This window comes from Caldanaerobius polysaccharolyticus DSM 13641 (genome assembly GCF_000427425.1).
GTDB lineage: Bacteria > Bacillota > Thermoanaerobacteria > Thermoanaerobacterales > Caldanaerobiaceae > Caldanaerobius > Caldanaerobius polysaccharolyticus.
In genome coordinates this window covers 127,892-148,458 of sequence record NZ_KE386495.1, presented here as the reverse complement: position 1 = coordinate 148,458, position 20,567 = coordinate 127,892, and the positions used below count along the sequence as shown (strand labels likewise).

Here is a 20,567-nt window from a genome sequence, read left to right as displayed (position 1 = left end):
GATTGCCTATAGCTGTATATGCAAATAAAACATTTCAAGTCAGTCAAAGTCAGGTATATACACTAAATGAATTTGCCTTGTCCAGTGGACTTAATACTGAAAAACAGGATGCAACAAATAAAAAGCCAAGCACTTATATAAAAGGACCCGATCTTGATACGATATCTTTAAGCATACCTCTTGATGCTTCACTTAAGAATAATATACGCGCTGAATATGAAAGTTGGGTAGCATTAAAAGATTCTCAAAGAGCTTATCCTTTTATCCTCGGTGGAAAACCTATTGGTAAAAATAGGTGGATTATCAAAAGTGTTGGTCTTAGCGATACTTTTATAGATAACAAAGGTAATATACGAAAAGCAAAACTACAGCTTGAATTTGAGGAATATGTAAGGGCAGGAAGCGCTAATAATAGTGCGTCAGCAGCTGTTAATAGCAAAGCGCCTGCAAAGAAATCTTCTCGTTCGAGTTCGGGGTCTGTAAATTTAGTAAATAAAATTATATCCGATAACAAATCAACACAAAAAAGAAATAATACTAATGCTAAAAGCGCTGTATCAAAGGGTACCGTATATGCAATGAAGCAAAAACAGTTATTAAATTATTAGAGGTGGGCGATTAATGCTAGTTACAATTGATACTTCTAATATTTCAAACATAAACTGGAGCACCTCTGGTACAGATAGAGTAATACAGAATGTAATTAATATTATAAAAACATTTAAATATGAAGTAGCATATGATAGGACAATGGGACTTACGGGAAAGTTTATTGACAAACCACTTGATGAAGCTATAGCTCTTGCAACAGCTGAAATAATTGAAGTAATTACAGAAAGAGAGCCAAGAGCTGCAGTTAAAGAAGTCAATTTTACCGGTTTGAACGATGATGGCAACATGAGTTTTGAGGTGGTGGTGGACGTTGGCTGACGATATACAATTTGTTGAGGTAGATTCTCAGGCTATACACGATAAACTTATTTCAGATTTCGAAAACGCACTTGGTGAAACATTATATCCTGGTGATGAACGCAGGATTTTTTTATTGCAGGAGTTACCGGTTATAGTTGGATTAAAAAATGATATAAACGAAAGTGCAAAGCAGAATCTTCTAAGATACGCTACAGGGGATAAATTGGACGTTTTAGGTGAATTTTATAATACGCCGCGACTTCCGGCCCAAAAAGCAACAACAACTTTGCGATTCACCTTATCATCAGCACAGCCTACAAATATTACAATCCCAAAAGGTACACGAGTAACACCTGACGGACTTTTATATTTTGCTATTACAAACGACTTGATTATCCCAGCAGGGCAAACAACAGGGGACGTAACAGCTGAGAGTATGGAGGCAGGTGCAAAGTATAATGACTTTGCGCCTGGTCAGATAAAAAATATAGTGGACCCTATACCTTACGTGGCAAGTGTAACAAATTTAGATACAAGCAGTGGCGGTGCTGATGTCGAGGACGACGACAGCTATCGGGAACGAATCAGATTGGCACCAGAAAGTTTTTCCGTAGCTGGTCCGGAAGGAGCTTATATATACTGGGCAAAAACAGCTGATGTAAATATTGTTGACGTTTCTGTGAGTTCTCCATCTCCTGGAGTTGTAAAAATAGTTCCTTTAATGGCTAATGGGGAAATTCCATCCCAGGTCATTCTTGATAAAGTAAGCGCTATTGTAAGCTCTAAAGACAAAAGACCATTGACTGATAACGTTCAGGTTACGGCACCTACCGAAGTTTCATATAACATAGAACTAACTTATTACATATCGGCAGAACGGCAAACCGAAGAAAACGCCATAAGAAACGCTATTGAAGGACCCGGAGGGGCTGTAGATCAATATAAGTTATGGCAGGCGGGGAAATTAGGACGTGCTATAAACCCTGATTATTTACGCCAGCTTATGCTCAATGCTGGTGCCTTTAGAATTGATATTACAAGTCCGGTATATACCGAGATTAATGTTGATGAAGTGGCTAAAGCCGCCACTGTCACCATAAATTATGGAGGCTTGATATAAATGATGGACCTTTCAAATGTTGACCTTTTGAATCTTCAAACCTCCTACATGAAACAGGACCCGACTACGCAGGCGCTTTGCTCGGCTTTGAATCCCCAATTTCGGCAACTAGCAGATGAAGTGAAAGCCTGTCTAATTTTTTCTCGTATTGATGAATTGGATGATGCCGCTTTGGATGAGTTGGCATGGCAGATGCATGTAGACTGGTACGATGCAAATGCTGATGTTGAGATCAAGCGGAACCTCATAAAAAGTGCTATAAAGGTCCATAGATATCGGGGCACGCCTTTTGCGGTGGAGGAAGTTATACAATCTTATTTCGGTGACGGCTACGTGCAGGAATGGTTTGACTACGGCGGAGATCCTTATAAATTTAAAGTAGTGACTAATAATCCATCTGTAACGGCAGAACAGGCAGATCAATTTATTAAGGTTTTAAATAAAGTAAAGAATGTCCGTTCACATTTGGAAACAATAATTGTTGCTCTCTCAGGAGAGATGGATTTATATTATGCCGGTGTAGTACACACCGGTGATTTTATAGAAGTAAGGCAGGTGGTCTGATTTGAGCGCATTTGGTGGTTTGATTTTGACAAATAGAGGTAGAAACTTGCAGGCGAAAGCCCAGGCAGGAGCGCAGTTGAATTTTACTCGGATAGCAATCGGTGATGGTGATTTAGGCGGAACTTCAATTTTAGACCTAAATGCGCTTAGGCACGAGGTCAAGTCGCTTTCTATTACTAAACTCAAGACCATGACCGGCGGGAAGGCAGTTGTGGGAACAACCTTTTCAAATCAAGATATTACATCTGGATTTTACTGGCGAGAGCTTGGCGTTTTTGCCCAAGATCCGGACCTTGGGGAGATACTCTATTGTTACGGGAATTCTGGAGCCAATGCCGAGTATATTCCGGCCGGCGGTGGCCCGGACACCATTGAGAAGAGTATTGATGTTGTTACCATAGTAGGGAATGCATCCAGCGTAACTGCAAGTATAGACCAGTCTTTAGTTTATGCTACCCAACAAGATTTAACAAATATACAGAATCAAATACCTACAAATATAAGCCAACTTAATAATGATGTTGGCTATATTACGCAAGCGGAGGTTCCTCCTGTTCCCGTACAAAGCGTAAACGGCAAAACTGGAGCAGTGACATTGACGGCGTCTGATATAGGTGCGGTATCGAGTGTAAATGGAAAAACTGGTACAGCAATCACTCTTAGTGCCTCTGATGTGGGAGCTGTTTCTACTTCTGCTTATACAGCTAGTGATGTACTTACAAAAATCAAGACGGTAGATGGCGCAGGTTCAGGGCTGGATGCAGACTCAGTAGACAATGTACACGTGACAGGTTCAGGTTCTACAGGACTACGCAAGATAACCACTTCTACATCAACCCCATCTGGTGGCTCAGACGGTGATATATGGATACAGTATTTGTGACAGGGTGGTGAGATTGTGGCTGTATATGTAAATGTAGGAGGTACGTGGGAAAAAGCGATTGGTGTATATGTGAATGTGGGAGGAGTGTGGAAAAGTTTCAGTCAATTAAATGTAAATATAGGTGGCATATGGAAAAGTGTATGGCTTGACCTTGATAAATGGACAACAAAGGCTCCAATGCCTACAAGAAGGTATAATCTTTCCGCAGTAGCCCCAGGTAATGGCAAAATTTATGCTATAGGAGGTAGAGTTAATCCTACCTCTACTGACTATACAAATATCAATGAAGAATATGACCCCCCCACTAATACATGGACTACTAAAGCAACAATGCCTACAGCAAGAGAAAATATGGCTGCTGCGTCTCCTGGGAATGGGAAGATATATGTTATTGGAGGTAACCGTAGTAGTACTGGTGTTACAAATAATGAAGAATATAATCCATCGACTAATACATGGGCAACAAAAACCGCGATACCTACACAGAGAGAAGATGCGGCAGCAGCTTCTATAGGTAATGGCAAAATATATGTTACAGGCGGGGCAAAAAGTGGGACTGTTACTATTTACGCAATTAATGAAGAATATGATAGTTCAACTAACACTTGGACAAGCAAAACAAATATGCCCACTGCTCTTTCAGGACATGTAGCAGTCCCACCAGGTAATGGGAAGATATATGCGATAAAGAGTACAGTTAATATAGAATATAATCCATCAACAGATACATGGACAACAAAGGCTTCATCGTCTACATCAAGAAGTGGCGCAGTAGGAGCTTCACCAGGTAATGGTAAAGTATATTATATTGGAGGAGATGTAAGTACTGGAGTTAATGAAGAATATAATCCCTCAACGAATACATGGACTACTAAAGCTACCATGCCTACACAAAGAGAACTTGCTGCTGCAGCTTCCATAGGTAATGGTAAAATATATGTTATAGGGGGCACCAACAGTTCTGGTGTTCTTACGACTAATGAAGAATATTCAATTTAATAGTAATTTATAAGGGGGTAGTTTTATGGTAAATATTTTACAACAGTTAGCAATTGACAAAAATTTAGCTGTTAGCACTCAGGAAATAACTGATTGGTATAATTCATTAAATCTGATGGATATTGAAAACACGATAAGACAATGGATAAGAGTAGAACTTTGGGATGGTGTAAGCCCAGTAAACGGTGTTCCAGCTGAAACTATAAAAAATTCTGATGGATTTCCGAAAGACCCAAATGCAAAAGGTTATTTTGTTTACATTGACAATAACTTAGTGTATTTCCAATATCACACATTGTCAGGCATGAACGCCATTACCGATGCTAACTTTGCAGAAGAATGTAATAAACATGTTAATCAAATAGTTGAGCAATTAAAACAACAGCAGATAACTCAAATGTTTTTGTCGGCTTTTGCAGATAGAACACAGGCAAATACAGTCAGTCAACAGCAACTTGATATGATGACTGCTTTAGCTGATATAGCAACCAAACTGGGGGTGATATAATGAGTTACTGGGTGAATATTTATTATACGCTTATAATCAATGGCAGAAAGACCGTAAATGATGTGCCTGCAAGTATAAAACAGGACGTAATAAATATGTTGATACAAAATGGATACACGATTAACGCTGATGGAACAGTGACAAAGTAACAGGACAAGTCTACACGCCATGAGGCGTTATTTTTATGCGTGAAAGGAGTAATGTATATGAAGTACGAAAACATATTCAAATCCGCTTGTAGTATTGGAGGTGCTCTCGCCTCCTATTTGTTTGGGGGGTGGAGCGCGTTGTTGGGAATTTTGCTTGCATTTGTTATTTTCGACTATGTCACAGGTGTTATTGCTGCTGGGATAGAAGGAAAACTCAATTCGTCAATTGGCTGGAAGGGCATATCTAGAAAAGTGATGATATTCGTATTGGTCGCAATGGCGCATCTTGTTGATACGGCGCTGGGAGATACGAATGTATTTAGGGACGCAACTATATTTTTCTACCTTGCAAACGAGCTTTTGAGCATCGTAGAAAACACCGGTCGTATTGGATTGCCTGTGCCTGACACGATACAGAAGGCTGTGGCAATTTTAAAAGGGAAGGGAGAGGTGAAACAATGATGCCAAAACAGCCATATATGAATATTCCCTTATATGCAATTTGTCCTGTATGTAGCAAAAAATTTAAATTGTCAGCAAGCCAGCGTTACACGTATAAACATAAGCAACAGCGCAGATTCTTCTGTAGCCAAGAATGCTATAACGAAAGCAAAATTGGTAATGGCAATCCTAAATGGCGTGGTGGTAAGACAATTTCAAAAGGATATGTATATATTTATTGTCCAAATCATCCTTATGCTACAGAGAAAGGATATGTTTGCGAACATAGACTTGTTATAGAACAACATTTAGGAAGATATTTAAAGCCAACAGAAAGTGTGCATCATATCAATGGCAATACTTTAGATAACCGTATTGAAAACTTATTATTAATTCGGAATGAAGCAGAACATAGGCGATTACATGCTAAATATCGCACACGTGATAGATTAGGACGATTTGACGGCCATAAAGAGGCCGTTAATTTTATATAAAGAAAGGATGTGATATTTATGTCGGGGATTAAAATATGCATTGACCCCGGCCATTAGCATGGTGGCAAGGATCCAGGGGCCGTTGCAAATGATCTGAAAGAGAAGGACATTACACTAGATATTGCTTTAAAACTAAATAACTTACTTAAAAGTTATGAAGTAAGCACGATACTAATAAGAGATAAGGATATTGATTTAGGACTTTCACAACGCGCAAACATAGCTAATTCCGCAAACGCTGATTTCTTTATTTCGGTTCATATTAATGCGGGCGGTGGTTCTGGTTTTGAGAGCTACCGACATCCCAACGCCAGTGATAAAACACAAGTGATACAAACTATTATTCATAAAGAAATTGCTAAATATTACGAGCAACATGGATTTGTTGACAGAGGCATAAAAACGGCAAATTATGCGGTACTCAGGGAAACGAAAATGCCAGCGATCTTGGTAGAAAATCTGTTCATTGACTCTGCTAAGGATGCCAACTTTCTAAAACAAGAGACTAACAGACAGGCAATAGCTCAGGCAATATGCAATGGAATCGTTCAGGCTCTGGGATTAAAGCAGAAAACGAAAGATAATCCACTAGACACTGTCATAGATGCCTTTGTAAAAGCAGGTATAATTTCAAGTCCAGAATACTGGAAACAAAATGCGGCACAAGGGAAACAATGTGATGGCAAATATGTCGCTGTGTTGCTGCAGAGAATCTATGAAAAGTATTTGAAAGCATAACGGCCCTTCGGGGCCTATTTTTTGTGTCTTTTTATAAAATCTATTGACACGTATGATAATACGTATTATAATATACTTGTAAGGGGGATTTGAGATGAAAGCATATTCATCAAGAGAGATAATAAAGATACTTGAGGCTGATGGTTGGTACATAGACGCAATAAGAGGTGACCATTATCAATTTAAGCATAAAACTAAAAAAGGCAAAGTTACGGTCCCTCATCCAAAGAAGAATATCCCAATAAAAACAGTTAAAAGTATTTTAAAACAGGCAGGGATTGAAATATAACAATTCCTGCGATCCCCCTGCAATAAGAATAAAAAGGGAGGTTATTTATATGAAAGATACTTATATTTTCCCTGCGATATTTACTTATGATGATGATGGAATATCAATAGAATTTCCTGATTTACCAGGTTGTCTGTCGTGCGCGGATACGACTGAAGAAGCGATGCATAATGCCAAAGAGGTTTTAGGGCTCTTTTTATGGGGCATGGAAAGAGACAATGAGCCAATACCTGAGCCGACTCCTATAAATAAACTAAAACTTGAAACAAATCAAATTCCTGTACTTATAGAAGTTTGGATGCCCCTTGTACGTAATGAAATGGATAATAAGTCCGTTAAGAAAACTTTAACTATACCTCAATGGTTAAACATTATGGCCGAGAGGAATAATATAAACTTTTCACAAGTTCTTCAAGAGGCACTCAAAGAAAAACTGGGAATTAGAGAATACAAACATTAAGCACTCTAATATGGGTGCTTAATATTTTTCCGTTTTTGAAAAGTACAGTAGACATTGTAAGGGACATACAGCAAAAATGAAAACGGCCTTTCGGGTCTATTTTTTTGTGCGCTTTAGAAAATTTAAGATAAATAAAGAGAAACAGAGATAAATAATGATAAATTAGAATAAATAAGGCTAAATAAAGAAAAATAAGGATGGACAGTTTTGTATCAGAATGATATCATTTTGTAATAAAAACCACTTAATATGGTAATACATATACTAGTATTATGGATTAAATAATAAATATTTATGGGTGGTTTTTATGGGAAAGGTGGTTTTTTTAAAAGGGGGATTACAAGTGGATAAACCTAGTATATTTGATGTGGCAAAAACATTTTTATTTATGGATTCAATGACACATAAGAAATTACAAAAATTGTGTTATTATGCTCAAGCTTGGCATTTGGCTTTATATAATGGAGAAAGGCTGTTTGATGCAAATTTTGAGGCCTGGATACATGGACCAGTTTGCCGAGAGTTATATAATGTATATAAGGTATATGGGTGGGATGATATTCCCAAGGAAAATAGTATACCATCAAATATAGATGAAGAAACATATGAGTTTTTAAAAGTTGTTTTTAATACTTATGGAGATTTTACAGGAGATGAATTAGAAAAATTAACGCATACGGAATTGCCATGGAAAGAAGCAAGGGAAGGCCTTGAGGAATGGGAACCCTCACATAATGTTATAAAAGAAGAAACAATGCAGAAATTTTATTGGGATATATATGAGCAAAGCCAAAACGATTAAAAAAAATGAAAAAGTTATTTTACCAAAGCCACAAAAGCCTCAAGTAGGGACAAAAAAATTCCCTATTCCTCAGGAAGAAATTAATGAACTTAAAAAATACAAAGAAGGAAAAATTATTTTTTCTTTTAGGTTTTTAGATTTAACACATGAAGCATTTAATTTAGGAGGAATTTGTATAAATTGGGTGAATGATTTATTTTTTATGCTTAGAGATGTATCAAAAATAACTAAAAAGCAATTATTGAATGAATTATATGAGCATTATCGGCCTCATGCCCATGATTGGTCTAAGCTTGATTATGATTTTGGATTTGATGAAGATTTTTATGAACAAGTTGAATGTAGACAAATTAGAATAGCAAAAAGCAAAGGTGGGATTCACGGGTTTCTAATCGGAAATATATTTTATATAGTGTGGTTAGATCCACATCATAATTTATATCCAGATGAGAATTATGGAGGTAGAAAATTTTTTAAGCCTCCTCAAACTTGTTGTAGCTATAGAGATGGTGAACTGATAAAGTTAAAAGAAGAAAACGATAAGTTGCGTTCAGAGATTTCTACTTATGAAGAATTATTGGATACATTATCTAATTCATGAAAAGAAGCAATATTTTATGATAACTTCTCTATACAGTTATAGACAAAAACATATAACTAAAAAAGAGGCTATTATGCCTTTTTTAATCATTCCCACACTATTCCCACATTAGTTTTAGATAACTTTAATTTTATACAGAATAACATAGTTGAAAAAGCCAGCATTTAAGCCACTTGCAGGGATTTATAGAAAACTATATATAGTACAAAATCGAATCTGGAGGTCGTAGGTTCAAATCCTACAGGGCGCGTAGGGAATATTGGGATGTAGCCAAGCGGTAAGGCACCAGACTTTGACTCTGGCATTCGTAGGTTCGAATCCTGCCATCCCAGCTCAAAAATAAAAGCCCATGGATAGGGGCTTATTTTTATATCTACCTGTTCTCAAATTTTATGATCTTTCGGAGTAAGTTGTATAAATCTTTTGGTTGAATTTCGCAATTATTAATTAATGCATTTACTTTGCTTAGGGGATCTGCGTTTATGTAAAATAAAGCTTGCGGATTTGCGCGCGATTATAAAAATAGTGTTGACAAACAGAAAGAGCTCTGATAAAATATAAGAGTGTTCGGCGAAAAAATGAAAAGCGCCATTAGCTCAGTTGGTAGAGCAGCTGACTCTTAATCAGCGGGTCTGGGGTTCGAGTCCCTAATGGCGCACTACTATTTATACGGGTTGGAGGGTATGGATTAAGTCCATATCCATTTTTTGTGCTTTTTTTGTCTTTGCATAGCTTTGCTTTTGTAAAAATAGTTGTAGTGTTTTCACATGGCAGATCACTAAAGATCAGGGAAGCATCATAACTAGCGAGATTGATGCTATGGAAAAGAATATAGAGCAAAACGGACTTTCCAGCATATTGCACAAAGGTTTTATGGAGAAAAGGCATTTTAACGAGCAGACCACAGAGGGCAATTCCTCCAGCAACACTGATTACGGTTCTGAGATATAAATGGATTAACCGGCTTTTACCTTCCTTTTTGGAGGCGAAAGTCGGTTAATTTTGTGTCTGATGATATGTTGACTTTTTAGTTTGATTGTTATATTATTCCTGGAGAAGGAGGCGCTTTAAATGATGGTAGAGATGGAGCTGGCGACCAGGCAGAGGGAAGAGATGATAAACATAACGGGGATGGTGCGAGAGGAGTTAAAAAAGCAAGGCGTACAGGACGGGATATGTTACGTCTTTGTTCCCCATACCACTGCAGGCGTGACTATAAACGAGAACGCCGATAGCGATGTGAAAAGGGATATTTTAAACGGTTTTAAGGCCATGGTTCCAGACATACCTTACAGGCACGTAGAGGGCAATTCAGATGCCCATATAAAAGCCTCTTTAGTGGGGTCCTGTGTGTCGGTTATTGTGGAGAAGGGCGAGCTTGTACTGGGGACATGGCAGGGTATATATTTCTGCGAATTCGACGGTCCCAGGAGGCGAAAGGTTTATCTTAAGTTCATTAAGGCAAGCTAAGTTATGGGAAAAGGGGAATTGACATGCAAGACAATGTGGTTCAGCAAGTGCTTAAAAGAGCTGTGCTTTACTTTGAATGCGATGCCAGGAGAATACACCATCTGCTTAAGGTCTACACCTTTGCCAGAAACATCGCTGTTTTAGAGGGGTTAGCAGGTAATGAGCTTGTTACAGTGGAGATTTCGGCGATTTTGCACGATATAGGCATAAAAGAGGCCGAGCGAAAGTATAACTCCTCCTCAGCGCGATTTCAACAGGAGGAAGGCCCAGGGATAGCCAGGGAGATTTTGACCCCTTTTGGCCTAGAGCCTGGGCTGGTTGACCGCGTGTGCTTTATAATCCGCCATCATCATACCTACACTAAAATCCACGGGATAGACTTTCAGATACTGGTGGAAGCAGACTTTTTGGTCAATATTTTTGAAGAGGGGATAAAAGACCCCGATGCGATCCGCTCTATAAAGGAAAAGTATTTTAAGACACCTACAGGCATAGCTTACATAGAGAGCGTATTTGGAGTAAGATAGATTAGCATAAATTAGATCCGCTGTGTGGATACAGCGAATTTTTTTCTTTATAAGTCTTATGCCAGGTGTTTTAAACAGTGAGCCGAAGTGCTTTATGTTTCCGTCGGGTAGGCTTATCAGAAAGAGAATGACAAGGCGAGTTCATAGGGGACTAAAAGCCTAACGCTATTCCTACAGCTATAGCACCTATGTAAAAAATACGTTTCAATTTTAACACCCATTGCATTTTTATAGATGTTATTATAGCATATTTATGTAGTACTGCTATAAACTTTTTGGATGGCGGCGATAATAAATTCCACAATATGGCGAATAATAGGTTTAGTGAAGTATAACTTGATAAAGTTATATCACGGGATTAAGTATTTGTCTCCGCGTTTATCGTTTTATTATGTAGAATTTATTGTAATCAAATTTTCTCATTTTGGAGGTGTATCCAATTGCAACACGGTAGAATAAAACCATTTCCAAAACATTTTTTGTGGGGTGCTTCCACGTCGGCTTATCAGGTAGAGGGAGCATGGAACGAGGACGGGAAAGGACTTTCTGTAATGGATGTGTTCCAGCATCCAAAAGATGTAACGGATTTTAAAGTCGCAAGTGACCACTACCACCGTTACAAAGAAGATGTCGCATTATTTGCCGAAATGGGCTTAAAGGCTTATCGTTTTTCTATTTCATGGACTCGTATTTATCCGAATGGCGTCGGAGAAATTAATCAAAAAGGGATTGATTTTTACAATCGTTTAATTAATGAGTTGAGAAAATATAAAATTGAGCCGATTGTGACTATATATCATTTTGATTTGCCTTATGCCTTGCAAAAAAAAGGTGGATGGTCCAATCGTGAAACAGTTGACGCTTTTGAGAATTATGCAAAAACGTTGTTTGAAAATTTCGGAGATCGTGTGAAATATTGGCTAACCATTAATGAACAAAACATGATGATTCTCTTTGGTGAAGTGCTTGGAGTCGTTGACCGATCAATGAAAAATACGAAAAAAGAACTGTATCAGCAAAGCCACCATATGTTTTTGGCCCAAGCCAAAGCGATGATCTTATGCCATAAGATGATACCGGATGCAAAAATTGGACCGGCCCCAAACATTTCTTCCATTTATCCCATTAGTCCAAAACCGGAAGATGTGTTGGCAGCCCATACATTTAGTTCTTTACGCAATTGGCTATATTTGGATGCAGCAGTCTTTGGTCGCTATAACAGTGTGGCATGGAGTTATTTCGAAAAAAATGGGTGTACTCCTATGATTCAGGATGGAGACATGGAGATATTAAAAGAGGCCAAACCGGATTTTATTGCATTCAATTATTATAATACGATGACTGTGGGAGCAAGCAATCCTAGCGAAGCAACTAAAAATAAAAATGTCGATCAACAAATGGTGTTAGATGAGCCCGGTTTTTATAAGGGGTATGAAAATCCGAATTTAGATAAAACAGCATTTGGATGGGAAATAGACCCAGTTGGCTTAAGAATGACATTAAGGGAATTAAATGAACGTTATCATCTTCCTCTCTTAATTACCGAAAATGGGCTGGGCACATATGATACTTTGGAAGAAGGTGATGTCATAAACGACGACTACCGCATTGAATATTTGAAAAAACATATTGAACAATGTCAATTAGCCATCTCTGACGGAGTGAATTTGATTGGTTACTGCCCATGGTCTGCGATTGACTTAGTCAGTACTCACCAAGGAATCAGCAAGCGCTACGGTTTCATCTATGTCAACCGTGATGAGTTTGATTTAAAAGATTTAAGACGCATTCCTAAAAAAAGTTTTTATTGGTACAAAAAGGTGATCGCTTCTAACGGCGAAGATTTATCCAATAACTAAATATAAGTAAGTTGGAAAGGAGATTTTGCTTTATACAAGGTGTGCGGCGTATTAGCCTCAAGGGTTAAAAATGTTAAGGCAAAGTGGTTATATTTTGAGGTGATATAATTGTCGATTGAATATATGATAGTATTGTGTTTTATAGGATTTACTGCTGCATTTATTGATTCCATAGCTGGTGGAGGAGGCCTAATAAGCTTGCCGGGGCTTATGATTTTGGGCGTACCTCCTGCTTTTGCACTTGGCACAAATAAATTTGCGTCAACATGCGCATCTTTTACAAGTTCTCTGACATTTATAAAGTACAGGGTATTTGATTACAATCTTTTGAAGTATCTGGTTTTTGGTACATTAATTGGCGCAGCAATTGGCGTCAAAGCAGTACTTCTGATTGACAGTTCGCATTTGAAGATTATTATAATTTTTTTGATGATTTTTGTTGCAATATATACACTTTTAGTTAAGAATATTGGCAACGAAAATAAATTTGAGGGCTTAAACAAAAAAACTGTTGCAACGGGACTTATAATATCACTAATATTGGGCTTTTACGATGGCTTTTTTGGTCCTGGTACAGGATCTTTTTATATATTTTTATTTTTAACGCTTCTAAATTACGATTTTAAAATAAGCGCTGGAAACGGTAAAATACTTAATTTTGTCAGTAATATAACATCATCGGTTTTGTTTTTCCTAAACGGAAAAATTATGTATTCTGTGGCTGTGCCAATGGCAATCGCGATGATACTCGGAGCGAGGCTGGGGACAAAAGTTGCAATAAAAAATGGAGCAAAACTGATAAAGCCTATTCTTGTTTCAGTGACATTTTTATATGCAATAAAGATGATTTTTGATGCTATATAATATATAATACTCTTGTATTATGTGCATCGGCGCTGAGGTGATTTTATGAATTCAACAAAAATGGCTATATTTGATTCGGCGATAAGGGTTTTTTCTATCAGGGGTTATGCAGGTGCTACCATGGACGAGATAGCGTCCAACGCAGGAGTAGCTAAGGGGACCTTGTATTACCATTTTAAAAGCAAAGAAGATATTTTTAAGTTTATTATCGTGGAAGGGTTGAAGGCAATTATAGAAAAATTAAATAAAGAGACAGAAGGCGAAGTAAATCCCATAGACAAAATCAAAATGCTGTGCAAAGTACAAATGGAGTTAGTGCACAATTACAAGGACCTCTTTAAGGTTATTATGAGCCAGTTGTGGGGGCAGGAATACAGGCAACTGGAGTTGCGAAAGCTGATAAAGGAATACATAGAAAACCTGGAGAAATACCTGGTAGAGGGTATGACCAATGGCGTTATTAGAAAAGGCGATGCCAATTTTATGGCTTATTCCTTATTTGGTTCCATATGCTCTGCTGTTGTGTTTGAGATGATAGGCAATGAGAGCAATCTGGAGGAATTTACAAAAAGCCATATAGACTTTATATTAAGCGGTTTGCAATCTTGATTATAGCCTTGAGCTTTTTAACCTTATTGACACGGGGTGAAAAAAGTTGTATAAACTATACTGAACGGTCAGTATAATAAATGGAGGTGGTTTGTTGAATATCTTAAGAATTGCATGGAGGGATATATCTTCCATCTTTAGAAACAGGTTACTAAGGGTTTCTGTCGCTGCGATAATCGTGGTGCCGTTGATGTACAGCTTTTTTTATCTTTACGCGTTCTGGGACCCTTATAGCAAATTGGACAGATTGCCTGTAGCGGTGGTGAACTTGGACAGAGGAGGTGTAAACCAGGAAAAGGAGATCAATTACGGCTCAGACATCGTAAAGGATTTAAAGCGCAACCACAGCGTAGGCTGGAGGTTTGTTTCAAAAGACGAGGCGTTAAAGGGATTAAAAGGGGATAAGTATTACGCTATGATCGTAATACCTGAGGACTTTACTAAAGATATTTTAAGCGCTAAAGATGGAAAGCCCCGAAAAGCTACCATTGTATACACCGACAACGAGAAGAAGAACTTTCTGGCCGCTCAGATTAACTCAAAAGTCGTACTGGAATTAAAAGATGAGATAGCCAAGAGAATAACCGATGAGTATACACGGGTTACCTTTGACAATCTGTATGATTTAAAAGATGGCCTTCAAAAAGCTGCAAAAGGCAGCGAGGATTTAAATAAAGGGCTGATGCAGGCCAATAACGGAAGCCAGGCGTTGTCAGATGGCGCAAAAGATTTAAAAGATGCCTCGGTAAATATTTCCACAGGGATAGGCCGTTTGTACGAGGGATCATATCAGTTAAATCAAGGGTTAAAAACAGCATACCAAAACATCGCAGGGATGTCTTCCCAATTGGACCAGTACCGGCAGCTGGCTTCATTGCTCAGCCCTGAAAATTTAAGCGCTTCCAGGTCGTTGATTTATGACGCCAGTTTTTTAAAGGATGCGGACACATCTGCACTAAAGCTATTGCCATCTATTTTAACGCCGCAGAATATCAACGCGTTTAACAGGATATGGTCCGACTACGCAGTGGCGAGCAATTCAATTAAAAACTTGCCTGTAAAATCGCTTCAGGAGGCGCTTTCAGTCAATAATCTGCAGAGCACGTCAAAGCTCATGCAGGATGCTTCGGATCTGGCTTACGTGGATATGACGGGGTTACAACCTATACTCGCTGTGGCGAAAAACGCTGATGCCATTCAGTTGTTGCTGGACGAAGCCCAAAAGCTCTCCAACGTGGACGCGGAAGGCATTGCTCAGTGGGTGACACAGCAGCAGCAACAAGCGCAGAAATACATACAAGCGGCCTCGGAATTGAATACGCCGCAAAATGTAGAGGCGCTGAAAAATGCTGTTGCCACCAATGACAAATTGGATTCTGCGCAGAAGGCACAGCTTTTAAAGCTTGTGGATGGCTATTACAACTTGACCAAGAGCACCGAGGATGCCATGGTTAAATCCCGCGAAGCTATGTCCGGCGTGGGTAAGAATTTGCAGACCCTTGAAGAGATGCAAAAATACATCCAAGGCAGCAAAGGCACGATAGATTCTATAAAAAGCGCGTTAAGCCCTGGCAATGTTGAGTATTTAAGCGCGGTCATGCAGAAGTTGATGGCGATACAGCAAGAACTAAAGCAAAACCAAAAGACACTGGTAAGTATTAAAAACACTCTTGAGATATTAAGCGATCCCTCATCGCAGCAGGCATTGGCCAGCGTCAGTAAGCTAATGAACGATGTGTCAAAGGCACAGGTTGCCATAAGCGCCATTCAACAGAAGTTTACGCCGCAGATGATGGATCAGATAGCCAGATCGCCAGAGCAGATTAATCAGCTCATAAAGATGCAAAATGACTTAAAAAGCAGTGGACAGGTACTGGAGCTGATTCAGGGCGCTTTAAGCGGCGACAATATCGCGATGGCGCGAAAGCTCATAGGCGCTATGCCTTCATTGGAAAACGGCATGAAACAGCTTTACAGCGGGTCTGACAGATTGAACGATGGCCTTAAAGAGCTTAACGATAATATGCCCTCCTTTGTAAGCGGCGCCAGCCGCCTGTACGATGGTTCTAGCAGTTTAAATTCCGGTTTGTTGGCACTTTCCAAGGGCAGCGAAGAGCTGTCCAGGAAATTGGGCGATGGTGCCCGGCAGTTAAGGGATAATCTCAAGAGCAGCAGCAAGGATATGGCCAGCTTTGTATCCCAACCTTTGGCTATAAGCAACAGGCCAATGAATAAGGTTAAAAACTACGGCGTTGGTTTCACGCCTTATTTCATCCCGCTCTCATTGTGGGTTGGAGCTATAATGATGTTCTTTATCATCACCGATGAGGTTGACCCCGATATAAAGGCGAGTTCAGCGTCATTGGTTTTAGGTAAACTTTTATCCTACGGTTATATAGGCATAATGCAGGCGGTGCTGGTGAGCATTATCGTCATGATACTAGGATTAAGACCTGTAAATATACCGCTTTTCTTCGCTTTCAATGTGTTTATGTCCTTTGTGTATATAGCCATTATTCAGAGCCTGGTATTTCTCCTGGGGCAGGCGGGTAAGCTTATATCCATAGTTCTCCTTATACTGCAATTGACTTCAGATGCAGGCACGTTTCCCATTGAGCTGGTACCCACGTTTTTCAAGGTCATAAATCCGTATATGCCTTTTACTTATGCGGTTTCCGGCTTAAGGGAGATCATCTCAGGCGTTGACTACGCTGTTTTAGCCCATGATGCCGTAATAATGGTTTTGTTTTTCTTCGCGTTTTTGATTATCTCTATAATGATGAAGGAGAGGATGGATAAAATAAAGAGTAAGTTAAATGCTATTTAATTCATAAAAAATTAATAGTTTTGTCAAGTGTTGTACAAATTTGATGGGTAAAATAACACCATAGAAAATAAATAAAGGAAAAAGGAGTGATTGCAGATGCGGAGAAAAAAGATCATGATTGTGCTGGCAGTGATAGTCGCTTTGGCAGTGCCGTTTTCGGTTTTTGCCGCCACATCTGACACCCAGGCTGCTAAAGCAGTAAGAGGTTTCTTGGGGATAGATACCTCCAAGCTCACTGCCCAACAAAAAGCTGATGTAGCTGATTTTAACCAGAAGTTGGCCGCTCTCCAGAAAGACTTTATCAACAAAATGGTCTCTGATGGGGCCATAACCAAAGAACAAGGAGATGCTGCTATAAAGAAGATCGACGATATGCTCAAGAAAGCCCAGGAGAACGGCTCGATCTTAATGTTTGGAATGGGAAGGCATGGGTTTAAAGATGAGGACTTTGGCTGGCTGGGGAAAATTGACACGTCCAAGTTGACGGATCAGCAAAAGGCCGCTTTAACAGCTGTATACGAGAAAATGGCCAACCTGCAAAAAGACCTGATCAACAAGCTGGCGAATGAAGGGCTTATAACCAAGGACCAGGCGAATGCTGCGACCAAGAAAATCGATAATATGTTGAGCAGTATTCAAAAGAATGGCTTTGCTAAGGGGATAATGGCAAAGGGATTAGGCGGCTTTGGCCACTTTATACTGGGCGGAATTGACCCGTCAAAGCTTTCCCAGCAGCAAAAAGATGAGCTGACGAATTATTTTAAAAACATGGCAGAGTTGCAAAAAGAGCTTGTAAACAAATTCGTAGCGTACGGTTTGATCACTAAAGACAAGGGAAGCGCTATAACCAACAAGATTGACGCCATGGAAAAGAAAATAGAGCAAAACGGCATTTCTAATATGCTACACAAAGGTTTTATGAAGGAGAAAGGGTCCACATCCCAGAGCAATTCCTCTAACAACACTGATTACGGCTCCGAGATATAAAAGGGTTAGCCGGCTTTCACCTTCCTTTTTCAGGAGGTGGAAGCCGGCTAATTTTATGGGTGATGTTGTGTTGACTTTTTAGTTTAATTGTTATATTATTCCTGAAGAAGGGGGGTGCTTGTAAGTGAAAATAGGAGTAAGTACATACAGCTTATCTAAGCTAATCTATAGCAGAGTGATGGACGTACTGGATGTGATACAGTGGATTGCAGACAACGGGGGAGAACATGTAGAGATCGTGCCTTTTGGATTTGACCTGTTTAAAAACCCGGAGCTGGTGGATGCCATAAGAAAAAAGGCCGAAGATGTGGGAATAGACATATCTAACTACGCAATAGGGGCCAATTTTATTCAGAAAACAGAGCAAGACTACGAAAATGAGATAAAGAGAGTTATGGGTGAAGTGGATGTTGCTTATCGCCTGGGCGTTAAATTTATGAGGCATGATGTAGCATGGAGACCATTACCTGAGGTCACAGTGAAGCAGTTAGACGAGGATTTGCCCAGACTGGCTGAAGCCTGTCGCAGGATAGCTGATTACGCTGCTCAGTACGGCATCACTACCAGTGTGGAAAACCACGGCTTTTTTATCCAGGGCAGCGAGAGGGTGCAGAGGCTTATACACGCGGTAGGCAGGCCCAATTTCAAGACGACGCTGGATGTGGGCAACTTTTTGTGCGTGGACGAGGATCCGGTGGTAGCAGTTAAAAAGAATTTGCCTTACGCGTCTATGATTCACTTAAAAGATTTTTATTACAGGCCGTTTTACAGAAACCCTGGAGAGGGATGGTTTCAGACAGCCGGTGGCAACTTTTTGAGGGGCGCTATTGTGGGACACGGGGATATTGACATGTGGAGCGTTATAAAGGCGATAAAGCGCTACGGCTATGACGGGTATATTTCAATAGAATTTGAGGGCATGGAAGACTGCAGGGTAGGTTCAAAAATAGGTCTTGATAACGCCCGAAGGATATGGAATGAGGTCTAATAAGATCAAGGAGGATATGGGAATGGGAGAAAAAATAAGGATAGGGCTTATAGGGGCGGGGAATATATGCCAAAACGCCCATATACCAGCGTACCTTAAACAAGAGGATGTGGAGCTGGTGGCTGTTTGCGACATAAATGAAAAGAGGGCCAATGAAGTAAAAGAGAAATACGGAATGAGGTACGCTTTTACGGACTTTCATGACTTGGTAAATTTGCCTGATGTGGACGCTGTAAGCGTATGCACGTGGAACAATTCCCATGCGGCTGCCACTATTGCTGCTTTAAAAGCCGGTAAACACGTACTGTGCGAAAAGCCAATGGCTATGAACCCTGAGGAAGCTGAGGCCATGATAAAAGCGGCAGAGGACAGTAAGCGTATACTGCAGATAGGGTTTGTAAATAGGTTTAAGGCCGAGAGCAAGTTGCTCAAGGAGTTTGCTGAAAAGGGGAGGTTTGGCGACATATACTTTGCCAAAGCCACTTATGAGCGAAGAAGGGGAACGCCTACAGGGTGGTTTACTAACAGATCTAAATCCGGCGGTGGCCCGGTAATCGATATAGGGGTGCACATCATAGATCTGACGTGGTACCTTATGGGAAGGCCAAGGCCTGTGAGCGTAACTGCCGCTGTATATGACAGGATAGGCGATTACAGCACAAAAGGCGTGAGCAGGTGGCATGCTTTTGATCCTGACGACGCCTTTGACACCGAAGATTCCGCATGCGCTTTTATAAGGTTTGAAAACGGGGCATGTATGCAGGTATCTGTGAGCTGGGCGCTGAACAACAAAGAGAGCATGAACAGCGAGATATTTGGCAGCAAGGCCGGCGCGTCTCTTTCACCTTTTGTGATTTACGACGAGCAGGAGAATTACCTTGTTAATTCTACTCCTGTGGTTGATAAAGAGGATCCTTTTTACAATGAGATAAAGGAATTCATCACGTGCATAAGAGAAGGCAAGGCCCCCACGGCTACAGGACAGGACGGCTTTCAGATTCAAAGGATATTAAATGGAATATACCAGTCCGCAAAGCTGGGAAGAGAAGTAGTACTGTAAGGTGGTGGTTTTGATGATAGAGCTGGAGCTGGCGACCAGGCAGAGGGAAGAGATGATAAACATAACGGGGATGGTGCGGGAGGAGTTAAAAAAGCATGGCGTACAGGACGGGATATGTTACGTCTTTGTTCCCCATACCACTGCAGGCGTGACTATAAACGAGAACGCCGATAGCGATGTGAAAAGGGATATTTTAAGCGGTTTTAAGGCCATGGTTCCTGACATACCTTACAGACACGTAGAGGGCAATTCCGATGCCCATATAAAAGCCTCCTTAGTGGGTGCCTGTGTGTCGGTTTTTGTGGAGAAGGGCGAGCTTGTGCTGGGGACATGGCAGGGTATATATTTCTGTGAATTCGATGGACCAAGGAGGCGAAAGGTTTATCTTAAATTCATTAAGGCAAGCTAAATTATGG

At 39.9% G+C, this 20,567-nt stretch carries 25 protein-coding genes, 2 tRNA genes and 1 pseudogene; all 28 read left to right on the top strand.

The genetic code is table 11. The features are described 5' to 3' along the window. Window positions 1-2: 2 nt before the first annotated feature. The 28 genes and pseudogenes from CALPO_RS13500 (at window position 3) to CALPO_RS0106860 (ending at window position 20,560) form a co-directional block, all read left to right on the top strand. Window positions 3-608: a phage tail protein gene (locus tag CALPO_RS13500; RefSeq protein ID WP_035172455.1), complete on the top strand. Its 606-nt coding sequence runs from the start codon at window positions 3-5 to the stop codon at window positions 606-608. A gap of 13 nt (window positions 609-621) precedes the next feature. After that, on the top strand, window positions 622-930 hold the full coding sequence (locus CALPO_RS13495) for a hypothetical protein (protein WP_051585901.1): 309 nt from the start codon (window positions 622-624) through the stop codon (window positions 928-930). Next, window positions 923-2,032, top strand: coding sequence for a baseplate assembly protein (locus CALPO_RS0106985; RefSeq protein ID WP_035172454.1), 1,110 nt, complete (start codon window positions 923-925; stop codon window positions 2,030-2,032). The genes CALPO_RS13495 and CALPO_RS0106985 overlap by 8 nt, the downstream gene beginning before the upstream one ends. Next, the gene (locus CALPO_RS0106980) at window positions 2,033-2,596 is read left to right on the top strand and encodes a phage tail protein I (protein ID WP_026486679.1); all 564 of its coding nucleotides are present in this window, start codon (window positions 2,033-2,035) and stop codon (window positions 2,594-2,596) included. It abuts the gene before it with no gap. Window position 2,597: 1 nt separating this feature from the next. After that, entirely contained in the window at window positions 2,598-3,479 is an 882-nt protein-coding gene (locus tag CALPO_RS14200; protein ID WP_051585900.1) for a phage tail-collar fiber domain-containing protein, read from the top strand. A gap of 15 nt (window positions 3,480-3,494) precedes the next feature. Next, window positions 3,495-4,478 carry a Kelch repeat-containing protein gene (locus CALPO_RS13485; protein WP_051585899.1) on the top strand — a complete coding sequence of 328 codons (984 nt, stop codon included), beginning with the start codon at window positions 3,495-3,497 and terminating at the stop codon, window positions 4,476-4,478. A gap of 25 nt (window positions 4,479-4,503) precedes the next feature. Then, a complete protein-coding gene (locus tag CALPO_RS0106965) occupies window positions 4,504-4,986 on the top strand; it encodes a hypothetical protein (protein WP_026486678.1) in 483 nt (160 codons plus the stop codon). Then, on the top strand, window positions 4,986-5,135 hold the full coding sequence (locus CALPO_RS14645; protein WP_156940158.1) for a CD1375 family protein: 150 nt from the start codon (window positions 4,986-4,988) through the stop codon (window positions 5,133-5,135). Before CALPO_RS0106965 ends, CALPO_RS14645 begins: the two co-directional genes overlap by 1 nt. A gap of 57 nt (window positions 5,136-5,192) precedes the next feature. Next, a complete protein-coding gene (locus CALPO_RS0106955) occupies window positions 5,193-5,597 on the top strand; it encodes a phage holin family protein (RefSeq protein ID WP_026486677.1) in 405 nt (134 codons plus the stop codon). Then, window positions 5,594-6,070 carry an HNH endonuclease gene (locus tag CALPO_RS13480; protein ID WP_084295227.1) on the top strand — a complete coding sequence of 159 codons (477 nt, stop codon included), beginning with the start codon at window positions 5,594-5,596 and terminating at the stop codon, window positions 6,068-6,070. Before CALPO_RS0106955 ends, CALPO_RS13480 begins: the two co-directional genes overlap by 4 nt. A 69-nt stretch (window positions 6,071-6,139) precedes the next feature. Further along, a pseudogene (locus CALPO_RS14440) lies at window positions 6,140-6,808 on the top strand (N-acetylmuramoyl-L-alanine amidase); the annotation flags it as partial. Window positions 6,809-6,902: 94 nt separating this feature from the next. Further along, window positions 6,903-7,097: a type II toxin-antitoxin system HicA family toxin gene (locus CALPO_RS0106940; RefSeq protein ID WP_026486676.1), complete on the top strand. Its 195-nt coding sequence runs from the start codon at window positions 6,903-6,905 to the stop codon at window positions 7,095-7,097. Between the two features lie 49 nt (window positions 7,098-7,146). Continuing rightward, on the top strand, window positions 7,147-7,557 hold the full coding sequence (locus CALPO_RS0106935; RefSeq protein WP_026486675.1) for a type II toxin-antitoxin system HicB family antitoxin: 411 nt from the start codon (window positions 7,147-7,149) through the stop codon (window positions 7,555-7,557). Window positions 7,558-7,864: 307 nt separating this feature from the next. Further along, window positions 7,865-8,359 (top strand): Panacea domain-containing protein, encoded by a 495-nt coding sequence (locus CALPO_RS0106930; RefSeq protein WP_051585896.1) that lies wholly within the window; start codon window positions 7,865-7,867, stop codon window positions 8,357-8,359. Then, entirely contained in the window at window positions 8,337-8,960 is a 624-nt protein-coding gene (locus tag CALPO_RS13470) for a hypothetical protein (RefSeq protein WP_035172453.1), read from the top strand. Before CALPO_RS0106930 ends, CALPO_RS13470 begins: the two co-directional genes overlap by 23 nt. A gap of 260 nt (window positions 8,961-9,220) precedes the next feature. Then, window positions 9,221-9,292 (top strand) — tRNA-Gln (locus tag CALPO_RS0106920). A 253-nt stretch (window positions 9,293-9,545) separates the two neighbouring features. Beyond that, window positions 9,546-9,618: transfer RNA gene (locus tag CALPO_RS0106915), tRNA-Lys, on the top strand. Between the two features lie 161 nt (window positions 9,619-9,779). After that, window positions 9,780-9,911, top strand: coding sequence for a hypothetical protein (locus CALPO_RS15105; RefSeq protein ID WP_281172750.1), 132 nt, complete (start codon window positions 9,780-9,782; stop codon window positions 9,909-9,911). A 123-nt stretch (window positions 9,912-10,034) separates the two neighbouring features. After that, entirely contained in the window at window positions 10,035-10,430 is a 396-nt protein-coding gene (locus CALPO_RS0106905; RefSeq protein WP_026486673.1) for a secondary thiamine-phosphate synthase enzyme YjbQ, read from the top strand. A gap of 23 nt (window positions 10,431-10,453) precedes the next feature. Beyond that, window positions 10,454-10,957, top strand: a complete 504-nt coding sequence (locus CALPO_RS0106900; protein ID WP_026486672.1) for an HD domain-containing protein — start codon at window positions 10,454-10,456, stop codon at window positions 10,955-10,957. 440 nt (window positions 10,958-11,397) lie between these two features. Further along, the gene (locus tag CALPO_RS0106895) at window positions 11,398-12,816 is read left to right on the top strand and encodes a glycoside hydrolase family 1 protein (RefSeq protein WP_026486671.1); all 1,419 of its coding nucleotides are present in this window, start codon (window positions 11,398-11,400) and stop codon (window positions 12,814-12,816) included. 108 nt (window positions 12,817-12,924) lie between these two features. After that, window positions 12,925-13,680: a TSUP family transporter gene (locus CALPO_RS0106890; protein ID WP_026486670.1), complete on the top strand. Its 756-nt coding sequence runs from the start codon at window positions 12,925-12,927 to the stop codon at window positions 13,678-13,680. Window positions 13,681-13,725: 45 nt separating this feature from the next. Then, complete coding sequence (locus CALPO_RS0106885; RefSeq protein ID WP_026486669.1) at window positions 13,726-14,289, top strand: TetR/AcrR family transcriptional regulator; 564 nt, start codon at window positions 13,726-13,728, stop codon at window positions 14,287-14,289. Window positions 14,290-14,383: 94 nt separating this feature from the next. Further along, window positions 14,384-17,116 carry a YhgE/Pip domain-containing protein gene (locus tag CALPO_RS0106880; protein WP_026486668.1) on the top strand — a complete coding sequence of 911 codons (2,733 nt, stop codon included), beginning with the start codon at window positions 14,384-14,386 and terminating at the stop codon, window positions 17,114-17,116. 96 nt (window positions 17,117-17,212) lie between these two features. After that, window positions 17,213-18,103: a YckD family protein gene (locus tag CALPO_RS0106875; protein ID WP_026486667.1), complete on the top strand. Its 891-nt coding sequence runs from the start codon at window positions 17,213-17,215 to the stop codon at window positions 18,101-18,103. A 124-nt stretch (window positions 18,104-18,227) separates the two neighbouring features. After that, window positions 18,228-19,091, top strand: coding sequence for a sugar phosphate isomerase/epimerase family protein (locus CALPO_RS0106870; RefSeq protein ID WP_026486666.1), 864 nt, complete (start codon window positions 18,228-18,230; stop codon window positions 19,089-19,091). 22 nt (window positions 19,092-19,113) lie between these two features. Then, complete coding sequence (locus CALPO_RS0106865; protein WP_035172451.1) at window positions 19,114-20,151, top strand: Gfo/Idh/MocA family protein; 1,038 nt, start codon at window positions 19,114-19,116, stop codon at window positions 20,149-20,151. Window positions 20,152-20,164: 13 nt separating this feature from the next. Beyond that, a complete protein-coding gene (locus tag CALPO_RS0106860) occupies window positions 20,165-20,560 on the top strand; it encodes a secondary thiamine-phosphate synthase enzyme YjbQ (RefSeq protein ID WP_026486664.1) in 396 nt (131 codons plus the stop codon). Window positions 20,561-20,567: the final 7 nt, after the last annotated feature.

Coding starts and splice junctions, on each gene's coding strand:
- CALPO_RS0106935 (WP_026486675.1), top strand. CDS start 7,147: ATGAAAGATACTTATATTTTCCCTGCGATATTTACTTATGATGATGAT.
- CALPO_RS0106865 (WP_035172451.1), top strand. CDS start 19,114: ATGGGAGAAAAAATAAGGATAGGGCTTATAGGGGCGGGGAATATATGC.
- CALPO_RS0106900 (WP_026486672.1), top strand. CDS start 10,454: ATGCAAGACAATGTGGTTCAGCAAGTGCTTAAAAGAGCTGTGCTTTAC.
- CALPO_RS0106980 (WP_026486679.1), top strand. CDS start 2,033: ATGATGGACCTTTCAAATGTTGACCTTTTGAATCTTCAAACCTCCTAC.
- CALPO_RS0106905 (WP_026486673.1), top strand. CDS start 10,035: ATGGTAGAGATGGAGCTGGCGACCAGGCAGAGGGAAGAGATGATAAAC.
- CALPO_RS15105 (WP_281172750.1), top strand. CDS start 9,780: ATGGAAAAGAATATAGAGCAAAACGGACTTTCCAGCATATTGCACAAA.
- CALPO_RS0106940 (WP_026486676.1), top strand. CDS start 6,903: ATGAAAGCATATTCATCAAGAGAGATAATAAAGATACTTGAGGCTGAT.
- CALPO_RS14645 (WP_156940158.1), top strand. CDS start 4,986: ATGAGTTACTGGGTGAATATTTATTATACGCTTATAATCAATGGCAGA.
- CALPO_RS13480 (WP_084295227.1), top strand. CDS start 5,594: ATGATGCCAAAACAGCCATATATGAATATTCCCTTATATGCAATTTGT.
- CALPO_RS0106875 (WP_026486667.1), top strand. CDS start 17,213: ATGCGGAGAAAAAAGATCATGATTGTGCTGGCAGTGATAGTCGCTTTG.
- CALPO_RS13470 (WP_035172453.1), top strand. CDS start 8,337: ATGAGCAAAGCCAAAACGATTAAAAAAAATGAAAAAGTTATTTTACCA.
- CALPO_RS13495 (WP_051585901.1), top strand. CDS start 622: ATGCTAGTTACAATTGATACTTCTAATATTTCAAACATAAACTGGAGC.
- CALPO_RS0106965 (WP_026486678.1), top strand. CDS start 4,504: ATGGTAAATATTTTACAACAGTTAGCAATTGACAAAAATTTAGCTGTT.
- CALPO_RS0106885 (WP_026486669.1), top strand. CDS start 13,726: ATGAATTCAACAAAAATGGCTATATTTGATTCGGCGATAAGGGTTTTT.
- CALPO_RS0106955 (WP_026486677.1), top strand. CDS start 5,193: ATGAAGTACGAAAACATATTCAAATCCGCTTGTAGTATTGGAGGTGCT.
- CALPO_RS0106930 (WP_051585896.1), top strand. CDS start 7,865: ATGGGAAAGGTGGTTTTTTTAAAAGGGGGATTACAAGTGGATAAACCT.
- CALPO_RS0106860 (WP_026486664.1), top strand. CDS start 20,165: ATGATAGAGCTGGAGCTGGCGACCAGGCAGAGGGAAGAGATGATAAAC.